Here is a 14,992-nt window from a genome sequence, read left to right on the forward strand (position 1 = left end):
TACCGGGCTATTTCACGGGGTCAAGAGAGTTGATTCACACTCCTGTCTTTTGTACCGCCCTCTCCACCTCTCAACGGGCGCGGTTTTTCATTTCCGTGAACCATCCCCCATCTCGTTAGGCATACGCCATAAATCAGATTTGCTCAGCCGGTGAAAGCTGTGTATTTGCACGGTGAGCCCGGCAGCCCCTCTTTTTATACTTTCCCTGCCAGTTCCCAATGCAGTGCCAGATATAACGAAAACAATGAAAAACACTAACACGTCATTCTGAGTACCCTACAGGTTGTGCTGTTCAGAATGAACGTAGCTAACGCTATGATTCAGGAGTGCAACAATGAGTTCATTAAGTCAGGCGGCGAGCGGCGCTGAAAAGCGCACCAATGCTCGCTACTGGATAGTGGTGATGCTGTTTATCGTCACATCCTTCAACTACGGCGACCGCGCCACCTTATCCATTGCCGGATCGGAGATGGCCAAAGATATTGGTCTTGACGCCGTTGGCATGGGTTATGTTTTCTCCGCCTTCTCATGGGCCTACGTTATCGGTCAGATCCCAGGCGGCTGGCTGCTTGACCGATTCGGTTCAAAACGCGTCTATTTCTGGTCCATTTTTATCTGGTCCATGTTTACCCTACTGCAGGGCTTCGTCGATATCTTTAGCGGCTTCGGCATTATCGTCGCGTTGTTTACCCTGCGTTTCCTTGTCGGCCTGGCCGAAGCGCCATCTTTCCCCGGAAACAGCCGTATCGTCGCGGCCTGGTTCCCCGCCCAGGAGAGGGGCACGGCGGTGGCTATTTTTAACTCCGCGCAATACTTTGCCACCGTTATTTTTGCGCCAATCATGGGTTGGCTGACCCATGAGGTGGGCTGGTCGCACGTGTTCTTCTTTATGGGCGGCCTCGGGATTATCATCAGCTTTGTCTGGCTGAAGGTGATTCATGAACCGAACCAGCATCCGGGTGTGAACCAAAAAGAGCTGGATTACATTGCCGCAGGCGGCGCGCTGATCAACATGGATCAGGCGGCAGCCAAAGCCAAAGTGCCATTTAGCGTAAAATGGGGGCAAATCAAGCAGCTGCTGGGTTCCCGCATGATGATCGGCGTCTATATCGGCCAATACTGCATCAACGCTTTAACCTATTTCTTCATCACCTGGTTCCCGGTTTATCTGGTGCAGGCGCGCGGCATGTCCATTCTGAAAGCCGGTTTTGTCGCGTCGGTGCCGGCAATTTGCGGCTTCGCGGGCGGCGTGCTCGGCGGGATTATTTCCGACTGGCTGATGCGGCGTACCGGCTCGCTGAACATCGCGCGTAAAACGCCGATCGTGATGGGAATGCTGCTGTCGATGGTGATGGTGTTCTGTAACTACGTCAACGTGGAGTGGATGATCATCGGTTTTATGGCGCTGGCCTTCTTCGGTAAAGGCATCGGCGCGCTGGGCTGGGCGGTGATGGCGGATACGGCGCCGAAAGAGATCAGCGGCCTGAGCGGCGGTCTGTTCAATATGTTCGGCAATATCTCCGGCATCGTGACGCCAATTGCCATCGGCTATATCGTCGGAACCACCGGTTCGTTTAACGGTGCGCTGATTTATGTGGGTGTCCATGCGCTGGTGGCGGTGCTGAGCTATCTGGTGCTGGTCGGTGATATTAAGCGTATTGAACTGAAACCAGTGGCAGGACAATCATCATGACAACGCAATCGAGTCCCGTTATCACGGACATGAAGGTTATCCCGGTGGCCGGGCAGGACAGTATGCTGCTCAACATCGGCGGCGCCCATAACGCGTATTTCACCCGCAATATCGTGGTGCTGACCGACAACGCCGGCAATACAGGCGTCGGCGAAGCGCCAGGCGGCGAGGTGATTTATCAGACGCTGGTTGACGCTATCCCGCAGGTGTTGGGCCAGGAAGTCGCCCGCCTGAATAAAGTGGTTCAGCAGGTGCATAAAGGCAACCAGGCCGCGGATTTTGACACCTTCGGTAAAGGCGCCTGGACGTTCGAACTGCGGGTGAACGCGGTGGCGGCGCTGGAAGCAGCGCTGCTGGATCTGCTGGGCAAAGCGCTCAACGTGCCGGTTTGCGAACTGCTCGGGCCGGGCAAGCAGCGTGATGCGGTGACCGTGCTGGGCTATCTGTTCTATGTAGGCGATCGTACGAAAACCGATCTGCCCTACCTGGAAAGCACGCCGGGCAGCCACGCGTGGTATCGCCTGCGCCATCAGGAAGCGCTGAACAGTGAGGCGGTGGTGCGCCTGGCGGAAGCCGCGCAGGATCGCTACGGCTTTAAAGATTTTAAACTGAAAGGCGGCGTGCTGCCCGGCGAGCAGGAGATCGAAACCGCCCGCGCGCTGAAGAAGCGTTTCCCGGATGCGCGCATTACGGTCGACCCTAACGGCGCCTGGCTGCTGGACGAAGCCATCGCTCTGTGTAAAGGGCTGAACGATGTGCTGACCTACGCCGAAGACCCCTGCGGCGCCGAGCAGGGCTTTTCCGGCCGCGAAGTGATGGCGGAATTCCGCCGCGCTACCGGTCTGCCGGTAGCAACTAACATGATCGCCACCAACTGGCGCGAAATGGGCCATGCGGTGATGCTGAACGCCGTGGATATTCCGCTGGCCGATCCGCACTTCTGGACCCTGTCCGGCGCGGTGCGCGTGGCGCAGCTTTGCGATGACTGGGGCCTGACCTGGGGCTGCCATTCCAATAACCACTTTGATATTTCACTGGCCATGTTTACCCACGTCGGCGCGGCGGCGCCGGGTAACCCCACGGCCATTGATACCCACTGGATTTGGCAGGAGGGAGATTGCCGCCTGACCAAAAATCCGCTGGAGATTAAGCGCGGAAAAATCGCGGTTCCGGACGCGCCAGGACTTGGCGTTGAGCTGGACTGGGAGCAGGTACAGAAGGCACATGAGGCCTATAAAAGGCTGCCCGGCGGCGCGCGTAATGACGCAGGCCCAATGCAGTACCTGATCCCCGGATGGACTTTTGACCGTAAACGCCCCGTTTTCGGTCGTCACTGATTTGAATAAGGATTGAACTATGAGCGCACAATTTTCGACCCCCGTTGTTTCTTCTATGCAGGTCATTCCGGTCGCGGGCCACGACAGCATGCTGATGAACCTGAGCGGCGCGCACGCCCCGTTCTTCACGCGTAATATTGTGGTAATTAAAGATAATTCCGGCCATACCGGCGTCGGCGAAATCCCCGGTGGAGAGAAAATCCGCAAGACTCTCGAAGATGCGATCCCGCTGGTGGTTGGTAAGACGTTGGGTGAGTATAAAAACGTGCTGACCGCCGTGCGCAATACTTTCGCCGACCGCGACGCCGGTGGGCGCGGTTTGCAGACCTTCGATCTGCGTACCACAATTCACGTAGTGACCGGGATCGAAGCGGCGATGCTGGATCTGCTGGGCCAGCATCTGGGCGTGAACGTGGCGTCTCTTCTGGGCGATGGTCAACAGCGCAACGAAGTGGAAATGCTCGGCTATCTGTTCTTCGTCGGTAACCGTAAAGCCACGCCGCTGCCGTATCAGAGCCAGCCGGATGACAAATGCGACTGGTATCGCCTGCGTCATGATGAAGCGATGACCCCGGATGCGGTGGTGCGCCTGGCGGAAGCGGCGTATGAGAAATATGGCTTTAACGACTTTAAACTGAAAGGCGGCGTGCTGGCCGGGGAAGAGGAGGCGGAATCTATCGTCGCGCTGGCGAAGCGCTTCCCGCAGGCGCGCGTAACTCTGGATCCGAACGGCGCGTGGTCGCTGAATGAAGCGATTAAGATCGGCAAATATCTGAAGGGATCGCTGGCCTACGCGGAAGATCCGTGCGGCGCCGAGCAGGGCTTCTCCGGTCGTGAAGTGATGGCGGAGTTCCGTCGCGCCACCGGTCTGCCGACGGCGACCAATATGATCGCAACCGACTGGCGTCAGATGGGCCATACGCTGTCGCTACAGTCGGTGGATATTCCGCTGGCGGATCCGCACTTCTGGACCATGCAGGGTTCCGTCCGCGTGGCGCAGATGTGCCATGAGTTTGGCCTGACCTGGGGCTCGCACTCTAACAACCACTTTGATATCTCGCTGGCGATGTTCACCCATGTTGCAGCGGCGGCGCCGGGGAAAATTACCGCCATCGATACCCACTGGATCTGGCAGGAAGGCAACCAGCGTCTGACCAAAGAACCGTTTGAAATTAAAGGCGGGATGGTACAGGTACCGGCGAAACCGGGTCTTGGCGTAGAGCTTGATATGGATCAGGTGATGAAAGCCCATGAGCTGTACCAGAAACACGGCCTGGGCGCGCGCGATGACGCTATGGGCATGCAGTATTTAATCCCGAACTGGACGTTTGATAACAAGCGTCCCTGCATGGTGCGCTAAGGAAATATCGGTCCCTTCGGGGGCCGATTGACCGCACGGCATCGGGTCATCGTTCATTTTAAGGACAGCTTATGAAGATAGTGATCGCACCGGATTCATACAAGGAGAGCCTGAGTGCGCTGGATGTTGCTACCGCGATAGAGCAAGGTTTTCGAGAAATTTACGCCGATGCGGAATATGTCAAACTGCCAGTTGCCGACGGCGGCGAAGGGACCGTCGAAGCTATGGTCGCCGCAACCCAGGGATGCCGGATAGCGGTTACCGTCACCGGTCCCCTCGGCGAGCCGGTGGACGCTTTTTACGGCCTGTCGGGCGATAAACAGTGCGCGTTTATCGAAATGGCGGCGGCAAGCGGTCTGGAGAGCGTGCCGCCGGCGCGGCGCAATCCGCTGCTGACCACTTCGTGGGGGACCGGCGAGCTGATTCGCCACGCGCTGGACGCGGGTGTGTCGCAAATTATTATCGGCATCGGCGGCAGCGCGACGAACGACGGCGGTGCCGGAATGGTACAGGCGCTGGGGGCGAAGCTGCTGACTAAAGATAACCAGCAGATTGCCGCCGGCGGACGCGCGCTGGAAAACCTCGCGCGTATCGACGTTAGCGAACTGGATAAGCGCCTGGCCAGCTGTCGTATCGACGTCGCTTGCGATGTCACCAATCCGCTGACGGGGCCCGAGGGCGCGACGGCGGTATTTGGGCCACAGAAAGGGGCGACGGCGGAGATGATCTCCTGCCTGGATAGCGCGCTGGCCCATTTTGCCGAGATTATCCATCGTGATTTAGAAATGGATGTGCTGCATCTTGAAGGCGGCGGCGCGGCGGGAGGCATGGGCGCGGGCCTGTACGCCTTTTGCGGCGCAAAGCTGCGGCCGGGCATTGAGATCGTGACCGACGCTCTGCACCTTGCTGATATCGTGGCGGATGCGGACCTGGTGATTACCGGCGAAGGGCGTATCGATAGCCAGACGGTGCACGGCAAGGTGCCGGTTGGCGTGGCGAGGGTGGCAAAACGCTATAATCTGCCGGTCATCGGCATTGCCGGGAGCCTGACGCCTGACGTCGGCATCGTGCACCAGCACGGCCTGGATGCGGTATTCAGCGTGATTTATTCAATTTGTACGCTGGATGAGGCGCTGGAAAATGCCGCTGAAAACGTGCGTATGACGGCGAGAAACGTTGCCGCCGTGCTGAAAATGGGGCGGTTATTGTAGATTATCCCCCGGTCGCGAAGCGCGGACCGGGGCATGCGTTTTAAATTCCCAGTAGCTTACAGGCTTCCCGCGCGACGTTGTCCATTTCATCCAGCAGCTCCAGAAACTCTGGTTCCAGCTCCTCGGCGGCGGTGCCCGCGCGCAGCTGGCTCTCAATGGTGTGACACAGTTTCTTCAGACGCGGCACGCCGCTATAGCTACAGCTGCCGTGCAGCTTATGCACTAAATCCAGTACCCCTTCCGGCTGTTCTCCCACCAGCTGTTCTTCCACCTTGTTACGCACTTCAGGCATAAAGGCGAGCAGCATCTGCAGCATTTCCCGCGCCAGGTCCGGTTTCATCGCCGCCTGACGCAGCGCCAGCTGCCAGTCGAGAGTGACATTATGATTGACGGGCGGCTCCGCAGGCTCCGCGGCGACCTGCGGCGGCGCCGCCTTTCCCGGCTGATAGCGCAGCAGCAAGCTGTGGAGCTTATCTTCCTCAATGGGTTTCGCCAGATAGTCGTTCATTCCCGCTTTGAGTAATTTCTCACGCTGCCCCTCGAGGGCGTGGGCCGTCACGGCGATCACCGGCGTTTGCTGCTGGTGGGGGAGCTGGTGAATCAGTTCGCATGCGCGGATACCGTCCATTTCCGGCATTTGAATATCCATCAGAATCAGATCCTGCTGCGTTTCTCTGGCCTGTTCGACGGCGTGCTGGCCGCTGTCGCAGAGGATGACATGCTGGACTAAATCCTCCAACAGCGCGCCGATGAGTTTGAGATTTGCCGGATTGTCATCAACGGCCATGACCGTCATCGGTAGCTTCTTACTATCGGCACGCGGCGGCAGAGTCGTTGGCTGCGCCTGGCAGGAGGCCGTCAGCGCCGGCAGTAAGCGCGTTGAGGTCAGTGGCTTCAGCAAACAGGCGGCAATGCCGTCCTGGCGCAGCGTTTCGGCGCTGACCTGGGCGTGGCACGGCAGGGCCAGCACCAGGTGATCGGCAAGCTTGCAGGCCCTTGCCAGCTTATCGCGATGCTGGCTCAGGTCGCGTATTGATACGGGAATGCCCGCCAGCAGGATATCGTAGTGGGCATCCGGTAGGGCCGTCATCGTCGGACTATAGACCACCTCCAGCGGCGTTGTCGCCAGTAGCTCCATCGTGCTCTGCGCTGCCGCCGCATTGGCTTCGATATAGGCCAGTTTTTTACCCGCCAGGCACTGGGTCGGCACGCTATCGGGAACCGCGTTGGGGTTGAGGTCGAGGCTGATATGGAACCAGAACGTCGAGCCGCGATTAGGCTGGCTATGGAAGGAGATATCGCCGCCCATCTCCTTCACCAGCCGCTGGGTGATGACCAGCCCGAGACCGGTTCCGCCGTGGCGACGGGAAATGCTGGCGTCGGCCTGGCGGAACGCCTGGAACAGACGCGACTGATCGCGCTCCGGAATGCCGATACCGGTATCGTGGATCTGGACTTCGATTTGGACTCGCGAATTGCTGATGGCGCGCTGTTCCACCAGCACGTCAATATTGCCGTGTTCGGTGAACTTGATGGCGTTACCCATCAGGTTGGTAATAATTTGCTGCAGGCGCAGCGGGTCGCCAATGACGTTATCCGGGACATCATTTTTGATATTCAGCGTCAGCTCCAGTCCTTTGTCGTGCGCCGAGTGCGCCAGCAGCGTGACCACCTCGTCCAGCGAGGTGCGCAACAGGAACGGGATGCTCTCCAGAATGAGCTTACCGGCTTCAAGCTTAGAGAAGTCCAGAACATCGTTAATAATGGCCAGCAGATTGTTCGCGGAACGCTCAATGGTGGTCAGATGATCGCGCTGGGTGGTATTTAAATCGGTTTTCAGCGTCAGACGCGTAAAGCCAATGACGCCGTTGAGCGGAGTACGCAGCTCGTGGGACATATTGGCGAGGAATTCGGATTTGATGCGCGCTGCTTCCTGCGCGCGTTTTTTCGCCAGGTCCAGCTCGACATTCTGGATTTCCATCTGCTCAAGCGTTTCACGCAGGTCGGAAGTGGCCTGATCGACGTTATGCTGCATCTCTTCGTGGTAGGCCGCCAGCGACATCGCCATGGAGTTGATGCCGTTTTTGAGCATGTCCAGCTCGCCGAGCATAAAACCTTCAACGCGGCTATCAAGCTGGCCGCGGCGGATGCGGTCAACGGTATTCACCATATTGCGGATCGGCCCGGTCACGTCGCGCATAAGTCGCCAGCCGAAGATCAGCGCAATACCGATACAGAACAGCATCATCACGCTGGAGATAAAGATCTCTTTATACTGCTGCAGCCGCACCGATTTGAGATCCAGCTCCAGCGCCACGTAGCCGAGCATATTGCCCGGCATCTTGGCATCGCTTCCCGGTGATTCGTCTGGTGAATAGCTTTCCGAGACGATAGGGGTTCGCAAAATCATCAAATCGCCGTGGCGAAACACGCTTAAACGGCGGGGAAAGGGGATCCCTTTTGGTAGCTGCAGTTCGCCGGGATCGAGCTGAAAGTTAGAGGTGACAAACAGCCTGTTTTGCGAGTCGTAGATGGAAATGGCGCGCACAATATCGGAGTGGCGGCGATGCAGCACGCTGATAAGCTGCCCGATTGACTCGCGGTTTTGCAAATTCATGCCATATTCACTGGAGACCGCCAGCGGTTCGATAATACTGGCCCCGGCATCTTCTAACTGGCGCTGTAGGTCGTTATAGCGGTGTGCGACGAAGAAAATACTGAGCAGCAAACCGATCAGGACGGTAGGCGCCAGAATAAGAATCATCATGCGGGCACGAAGGCTGTAGTTGGTCATGCGGTTCCATTATGGGAGAATATACATATCATCTTTCAGGCGGCTGGTGCGTTGGTTACTCCGGCTGATCCTGACCGGACTCGTATACAGAGTCAGTATATTTAATTGAGACAAATCTCTACGATGGCGCAATTCTACTCTGCAAAACGGCGTGTGACGACGCGCCAGATCATAACCGTTACAGTAAATGACCTTGACCCCTTCGGCCAGGGCGTTGCGCGTCACCAGGGTAAAGCGCTGTTTGTGAGCGGCTTATTGCCGCAGGAGCAGGCTGAAGTTGTGGTGGTCGAAGATAAAAAACAGTACGCCCGCGCCCAGGTTAAACGCCGTCTTAGCGATAGCCCGCAGCGGCAGACGCCGCGCTGCCCGCATTTTGGCGTCTGCGGCGGGTGTCAGCAGCAGCATGCCAGCGTCGCGCTGCAGCAGCAGAGCAAACGCGCCGCGCTCGCAAGGCTAATGAAGCGCGACGTTGATGACATTATAGCCGCTGCGCCGTGGGGCTATCGTCGCCGGGCGCGTCTGAGCTTGAATTATCAGCCAAAGTCCCAACAATTACAGATGGGCTTCCGCAAGGCGGGCGCCAGCGAAATCGTCGATGTGGTGCAGTGCCCCGTTTTGGTGCCCGATCTTGGTGCGCTGCTGCCTGCGGTGCGTGAATGTCTTAACGAATTGCAATCGGTGCGCCAGCTTGGGCACGTGGAGCTGGTGCACGCGGATAACGGCCCGCTGATGGTGTTGCGCCATACCGCGGCCCTTCCGGCGGCGGATAAAGTAAAGCTGGAACGTTTTTCGCAATCTCACGGTCTTTCCCTGTATCTCGCCCCGCAAAGCGAGATACTGGAACATATTCGCGGGGAGGCCCCCTGGTACACCTCGGACGGTCTACGCTTAGTGTTCAGTCCGCGCGATTTTATCCAGGTGAACGATGGCGTAAACCAGCTGATGGTGCGCACGGCGCTGGAATGGCTGGATATCCAGCCTCAGGATCGCGTTCTGGACCTCTTTTGCGGCATGGGCAACTTTACCCTGCCGCTGGCGAAGCGTGCGGCGCAGGTGGTTGGCGTGGAAGGGGTTCCCGCGCTGGTCGTGAAGGCGAGAGAGAACGCGGCGTTGAACGCGTTACATAATGTGACTTTCTTTCATGAAAACCTGGAAGAGGACGTGACCCGCCAGGCGTGGGCGAAGCACGGTTTTGATAAAGTCCTGCTCGATCCGGCACGCGCCGGCGCGGCGGGCGTGATGTTACATATTATAAAATTAGCGCCGCGTCGGGTGGTGTATGTTTCATGTAACCCGGCGACGCTAGCGCGCGATAGCGACGTTTTATTGCAGGCGGGATATACCATTCAACGCCTGGCGATGCTGGATATGTTCCCGCATACCGGACATCTGGAATCAATGGTGTTGTTTGAGCACAACAATTCTTCAAATCGCATTGAAGCGGCATCCTCAGAAGCAGGTGACTGAGATAAAAAACGAAAGCCAACGTTGACGCGGTTTGAAGGATGAAGTGTAAAAGTTGAGGCTTGCCGACTTCGGCAGGCGGTCCCTTAAGGAGAGGACAATGGTTGCGGTAAGAAGTGCACATTTAAATAAAGCTGGTGAATTTGACCCGAAGAAATGGATCGCGAGTCTGGGAATTTCCAGCCAGCAGTCGTGTGAACGCTTAGCCGAAACCTGGGATTATTGTCGAGAGAAAACGCAGGGGCATCCGCAGGCCGACCTCCTGCTGTGGCGCGGCGTGGAGATGGTGGAAATTCTCTCCATGCTCAGCATGGATATCGATACGCTGCGGGCGGCGATGCTGTTCCCTTTGGCAGATGGCAACGTCGTCAGCGAAGAAATTATGCAGGAGAGCGTCGGGAAATCCGTCGTGACCCTGATCCACGGCGTGCGGGACATGGCCGCGATACGCCAGCTTAAAGCCACCCATACCGATTCGGTCTCCTCTGAACAGGTGGATAACATCCGCCGCATGCTGTTGGCGATGGTCGATGATTTCCGCTGCGTGGTGATTAAGATCGCCGAGCGTATTGCCCATCTGCGCGAGGTGAAAGATGCGCCGGAAGATGAGCGCGTGCTGGCGGCGAAAGAGTGTACCAACATCTACGCGCCGCTGGCCAACCGCCTGGGGATCGGCCAGCTCAAGTGGGAGCTTGAGGATTACTGCTTCCGCTATCTGCACCCGGCGGAATATAAGCGGATTGCTAAACTGCTGCACGAGCGGCGCATCGATCGTGAGCATTACATTGACGAATTCGTAGGGCACTTACGCACGGAGATGAAAACCGAGGGCGTCAAAGCCGAGGTCTACGGGCGTCCCAAGCATATCTACAGCATCTGGCGCAAAATGCAGAAAAAACATCTCGCCTTCGACGAGCTGTTTGACGTGCGGGCGGTGCGTATCGTCGCCGAGCGCCTGCAGGATTGCTACGCCGCGCTGGGGATAGTGCATACTCACTACCGCCACCTGCCGGACGAGTTTGATGATTACGTCGCCAATCCCAAGCCTAATGGCTATCAGTCAATTCATACTGTCGTGTTGGGTCCCGGCGGTAAAACGATTGAAATTCAGATCCGTACCCGCCAGATGCATGAAGATGCCGAGCTGGGCGTGGCCGCGCACTGGAAGTATAAAGAGGGTGCCAGCGCAGCGGCCAGCGGCGGGCGCGGCTATGAAGATCGTATTGCGTGGCTGCGTAAACTGATTGCCTGGCAGGAAGAGATGGCCGATTCCGGCGAGATGCTGGATGAGGTGCGTAGCCAGGTCTTTGACGACCGGGTTTACGTCTTTACGCCGAAGGGCGACGTGGTGGACTTACCTTCCGGTTCGACGCCGCTCGATTTTGCCTACCATATTCACAGCGATGTCGGCCACCGCTGCATCGGGGCGAAAATCAGCGGGCGAATTGTGCCGTTTACCTATCAGCTGCAGATGGGCGACCAGATTGAAATTATCACCCAGAAGCAGCCCAACCCAAGCCGCGACTGGCTGAACCCGAACCTCGGCTACGTTACCACCAGCCGCGGGCGTTCCAAAATACACGCCTGGTTCCGCAAGCAGGATCGCGACAAGAATATTCTTGCCGGGCGGCAGATCCTCGATGACGAGCTTGAACACCTGGGCATTAGCCTGAAGGAGGCGGAAAAGCATCTGCTGCCGCGCTACAACTTCAACGAGCAGGACGAACTGCTGGCAGCGATTGGCGGCGGCGATATTCGCCTCAACCAGATGGTTAACTTCCTGCAGGCGCAGTTTAATAAGCCCAGCGCGGCGGAGCAGGATGCGGCGGCGTTAAAGCAGCTGCAGCAGAAAACCCATGCTCCGCAGAATCGCAGCAAAGACAATGGTCGCGTGGTGGTGGAAGGGGTCGGCAACCTGATGCACCATATTGCGCGCTGCTGCCAGCCGATTCCCGGCGACGAGATCGTGGGCTTTATCACCCAAGGCCGAGGGATCTCGGTGCACCGCGCGGATTGCGATCAGCTCGCCGAACTGCAGTCTCACGCTCCCGAGCGTATCGTTGACGCGGTGTGGGGAGAGAGCTACTCGGCGGGCTACTCGCTGGTGGTGCGCGTGCAGGCCAACGATCGCAGCGGCCTGCTGCGCGATATCACCACCATTCTCGCCAATGAGAAAGTTAACGTGCTCGGCGTGGCCAGCCGCAGCGATACCAAACAGCAACTGGCGACGATCGATATGACCATTGAGATCTACAACCTGCAGGTGCTGGGCCGCGTGCTGGGTAAACTGAATCAGGTACCGGATGTCATCGACGCCCGTCGCCTGCACGGCGGTTAACTTCACTTTCTTTATGTCGGCCGGGGTCGCCCCGGCCTGATTCTTTAATGGAAACGACAATGAGCCAAATCGACCGCCTGCTCGGCATTATGCAGCGTCTGCGCGATCCGGAAAACGGCTGCCCGTGGGACAAAGAGCAGACTTTTGCCACCATCGCCCCGTATACCCTCGAAGAAACCTATGAAGTGCTCGACGCGATTGCCCGCGAAGATTTTGACGATCTGCGCGGTGAATTAGGCGACCTGCTGTTCCAGGTCGTCTTCTACGCTCAGATGGCGCAGGAAGAGGGGCGCTTTGATTTTAACGATATCTGCGCCGCGATCGGCGACAAGCTGGAGCGCCGCCATCCGCATATTTTCGGCGATGCGTCCGCCGGGAACAGCAGCGAAGTGCTGGCCCGATGGGAGCAGATCAAAAGCGCAGAGCGAGCGGAAAAGTCCCAGCACTCGGCGCTGGACGATATTCCGCATAGTCTGCCGGCGCTGATGCGCGCGCATAAAATCCAGAAACGCTGCTCGGCGGTAGGCTTTGACTGGACTTCTCTGGGGCCGGTGCTGGACAAAGTGCACGAAGAAATAGACGAAGTCATGCACGAAGCGCAGCAGGCGGTGGTGGATGAAGCTAAACTGGAGGAGGAAGTGGGCGACCTGCTGTTTGCGACGGTCAATTTATCCCGCCATTTAGGGGTAAAAGCCGAAGTTGCCCTGCAAAAAGCCAACCTGAAGTTTGAGCGTCGGTTCCGCGAAGTAGAGCGGATTGTCGCCGCGCGCGGCCTGGAAATGACCGGCGTTGACCTCGATACTATGGAGGAGGTATGGCAGGAAGTAAAACGCCAGGAAACTGATCTCTAAAGAGTTTTCGTGATCAAGCGCTATTTGTGTGATTTTTTAAATAACAAGCGCTTGATTTACGTCAAAAACATTTCGCCAAAAGCGGCTATTTTCTCACTCCCTGCGTTTGTGTGGGCCTGATGAAAAGGAGGGATAATGAAAGTTTGTGGCGTCAGTCATGATCGGGTATACTGCTTTCCCGTCCTGGTTATTCCATCGTCTTTTAAACCTAACTTCTCAGGTTCAGCATGACAACGAACTATATTTTTGTGACCGGCGGGGTCGTATCCTCTCTGGGTAAAGGCATTGCCGCAGCTTCCCTCGCAGCCATTCTCGAAGCCCGCGGGCTTAACGTGACCATGATGAAACTGGATCCGTACATCAACGTCGATCCGGGCACCATGAGCCCAATCCAACACGGGGAAGTGTTCGTTACTGAAGACGGCGCTGAAACCGATCTGGACCTGGGTCACTACGAGCGTTTCATTCGTACCAAGATGACCCGTCGCAACAACTTCACCACGGGCCGTATTTACTCTGACGTCCTGCGCAAAGAGCGTCGTGGCGACTATCTGGGCGCCACCGTTCAGGTTATTCCGCACATCACCAACGCGATCAAAGAGCGCGTGCTGGCGGGCGGCGAAGGCCATGATGTTGTGCTGGTAGAAATCGGCGGCACCGTTGGCGATATTGAGTCGCTGCCGTTCCTTGAAGCGATTCGCCAGCTGGCGGTAGATATCGGTCGTGAAAACGCGCTGTTTATGCACCTGACCCTGGTGCCGTACATGGCCGCCGCGGGTGAAGTCAAAACCAAGCCGACCCAGCACTCCGTTAAAGAACTGCTTTCCATCGGTATTCAGCCTGACATCCTGGTCTGTCGCTCCGATCGCGCCATTCCGGCGAACGAACGTGCCAAAATTGCATTGTTCTGCAATGTGCCAGAAAAAGCCGTTATTTCGATGAAAGATGTCGATTCCATTTATAAAATTCCGGGCCTGTTGAAATCGCAGGGGCTGGACGATTATATTTGTAAACGATTCAGCTTAAACTGTCCGGAAGCAAACCTGGCCGAATGGGAACAGGTTATCTATGAAGAAGCGAACCCGGCAGGTGAAGTCACCATTGGTATGGTCGGTAAGTATATTGAACTGCCGGACGCCTACAAATCGGTGATTGAAGCGCTGAAACACGGCGGTCTGAAAAATCGCGTTACCGTCAACATCAAGCTGATTGATTCGCAGGATGTGGAAACGCGCGGTGTCGAAATTCTGAAGAATTTAGACGCTATCCTGATCCCTGGTGGCTTCGGCTATCGCGGCGTTGAAGGTAAGATTGCCACCGCGCGCTATGCGCGTGAAAACAACATTCCTTATCTGGGCATTTGCCTGGGTATGCAGGTTGCGCTGATTGAGTTCGCGCGCAACGTAGCGGGGATGGAAAACGCCAACTCAACGGAATTTGTGCCAGACTGTAAGTACCCGGTTGTGGCCCTGATTACCGAATGGCGTGATGAAGACGGTAATGTCGAAGTGCGCTCTGATAAGAGCGACCTCGGCGGCACGATGCGCCTTGGCGCGCAGCAGTGCCAGCTGGGTGAGGATAGCCTGGTGCGCCAGCTGTACGGTGAGCCAACCATTACCGAACGCCATCGTCACCGCTACGAAGTCAACAATATGCTGTTGAAGCCGATTGAAAATGCGGGCCTGCGTATTGCGGGCCGTTCCGGGGATGATCAGTTGGTCGAGATCATCGAGGTGCCTAACCATCCGTGGTTTGTCGCCTGTCAGTTCCATCCGGAGTTTACTTCGACGCCGCGCGATGGCCATCCGCTGTTTGCAGGCTTTGTGAAAGCCGCTAGCGAGTACCAGAAGCGTCAGGCGAAGTAAAAGAGTTAGAACGGCAATGCACCCATCCGGGTGCATTGTTTGTCTGGAGTTTTAGTTTAACTTGTACTGAGGAAAACCT

The 14,992-nt window shown here is 57.0% G+C and carries 9 protein-coding genes; 8 read left to right on the plus strand and 1 reads right to left on the minus strand.

What is annotated here, in order from left to right; genetic code table 11:
• The first annotated feature begins 334 nt into the window (after positions 1–334).
• From gudP to K7H21_RS05440, 4 genes are all read left to right on the plus strand, one after another.
• Entirely contained in the window at positions 335–1,693 is a 1,359-nt protein-coding gene (gudP, locus tag K7H21_RS05425) for a galactarate/glucarate/glycerate transporter GudP (protein ID WP_004124361.1), read from the plus strand.
• Entirely contained in the window at positions 1,690–3,030 is a 1,341-nt protein-coding gene (locus tag K7H21_RS05430; RefSeq protein ID WP_004124358.1) for an enolase C-terminal domain-like protein, read from the plus strand. The genes gudP and K7H21_RS05430 overlap by 4 nt, the downstream gene beginning before the upstream one ends.
• Positions 3,031–3,049: 19 nt before the next feature.
• A complete protein-coding gene (gudD, locus tag K7H21_RS05435) occupies positions 3,050–4,390 on the plus strand; it encodes a glucarate dehydratase (RefSeq protein WP_004124355.1) in 1,341 nt (446 codons plus the stop codon).
• A 71-nt stretch (positions 4,391–4,461) separates the two neighbouring features.
• Positions 4,462–5,601 (plus strand): glycerate kinase, encoded by a 1,140-nt coding sequence (locus tag K7H21_RS05440; RefSeq protein WP_049113325.1) that lies wholly within the window; start codon positions 4,462–4,464, stop codon positions 5,599–5,601.
• 40 nt (positions 5,602–5,641) lie between these two features.
• Here the strand turns inward: K7H21_RS05440 and barA are convergent, their stop codons facing one another.
• Positions 5,642–8,395, minus strand: a complete 2,754-nt coding sequence (gene barA, locus K7H21_RS05445; RefSeq protein WP_004124345.1) for a two-component sensor histidine kinase BarA — start codon at positions 8,393–8,395, stop codon at positions 5,642–5,644.
• Between the two features lie 123 nt (positions 8,396–8,518).
• Here barA and rlmD point away from each other — a divergent pair, with 123 nt between their 5' ends.
• From rlmD to pyrG, 4 genes are all read left to right on the plus strand, one after another.
• Positions 8,519–9,862 carry a 23S rRNA (uracil(1939)-C(5))-methyltransferase RlmD gene (rlmD, locus tag K7H21_RS05450; protein WP_223035878.1) on the plus strand — a complete coding sequence of 448 codons (1,344 nt, stop codon included), beginning with the start codon at positions 8,519–8,521 and terminating at the stop codon, positions 9,860–9,862.
• Between the two features lie 97 nt (positions 9,863–9,959).
• On the plus strand, positions 9,960–12,197 hold the full coding sequence (relA, locus tag K7H21_RS05455) for a GTP diphosphokinase (protein WP_004124338.1): 2,238 nt from the start codon (positions 9,960–9,962) through the stop codon (positions 12,195–12,197).
• Between the two features lie 59 nt (positions 12,198–12,256).
• A complete protein-coding gene (gene mazG, locus K7H21_RS05460) occupies positions 12,257–13,048 on the plus strand; it encodes a nucleoside triphosphate pyrophosphohydrolase (protein WP_004124331.1) in 792 nt (263 codons plus the stop codon).
• Positions 13,049–13,275: 227 nt separating this feature from the next.
• Positions 13,276–14,913: a glutamine hydrolyzing CTP synthase gene (gene pyrG, locus K7H21_RS05465; RefSeq protein WP_004124328.1), complete on the plus strand. Its 1,638-nt coding sequence runs from the start codon at positions 13,276–13,278 to the stop codon at positions 14,911–14,913.
• Positions 14,914–14,992: the final 79 nt, after the last annotated feature.

Origin of the sequence: Klebsiella sp. CTHL.F3a (assembly GCF_019890895.1) — a bacterium.
GTDB classification, from domain to species: domain Bacteria; phylum Pseudomonadota; class Gammaproteobacteria; order Enterobacterales; family Enterobacteriaceae; genus Klebsiella; species Klebsiella grimontii.

Coding starts and splice junctions, on each gene's coding strand:
- K7H21_RS05440 (WP_049113325.1), top strand. CDS start 4,462: ATGAAGATAGTGATCGCACCGGATTCATACAAGGAGAGCCTGAGTGCG.
- rlmD (WP_223035878.1), top strand. CDS start 8,519: ATGGCGCAATTCTACTCTGCAAAACGGCGTGTGACGACGCGCCAGATC.
- gudP (WP_004124361.1), top strand. CDS start 335: ATGAGTTCATTAAGTCAGGCGGCGAGCGGCGCTGAAAAGCGCACCAAT.
- pyrG (WP_004124328.1), top strand. CDS start 13,276: ATGACAACGAACTATATTTTTGTGACCGGCGGGGTCGTATCCTCTCTG.
- gudD (WP_004124355.1), top strand. CDS start 3,050: ATGAGCGCACAATTTTCGACCCCCGTTGTTTCTTCTATGCAGGTCATT.
- barA (WP_004124345.1), bottom strand. CDS start 8,395: ATGACCAACTACAGCCTTCGTGCCCGCATGATGATTCTTATTCTGGCG.
- K7H21_RS05430 (WP_004124358.1), top strand. CDS start 1,690: ATGACAACGCAATCGAGTCCCGTTATCACGGACATGAAGGTTATCCCG.
- relA (WP_004124338.1), top strand. CDS start 9,960: ATGGTTGCGGTAAGAAGTGCACATTTAAATAAAGCTGGTGAATTTGAC.
- mazG (WP_004124331.1), top strand. CDS start 12,257: ATGAGCCAAATCGACCGCCTGCTCGGCATTATGCAGCGTCTGCGCGAT.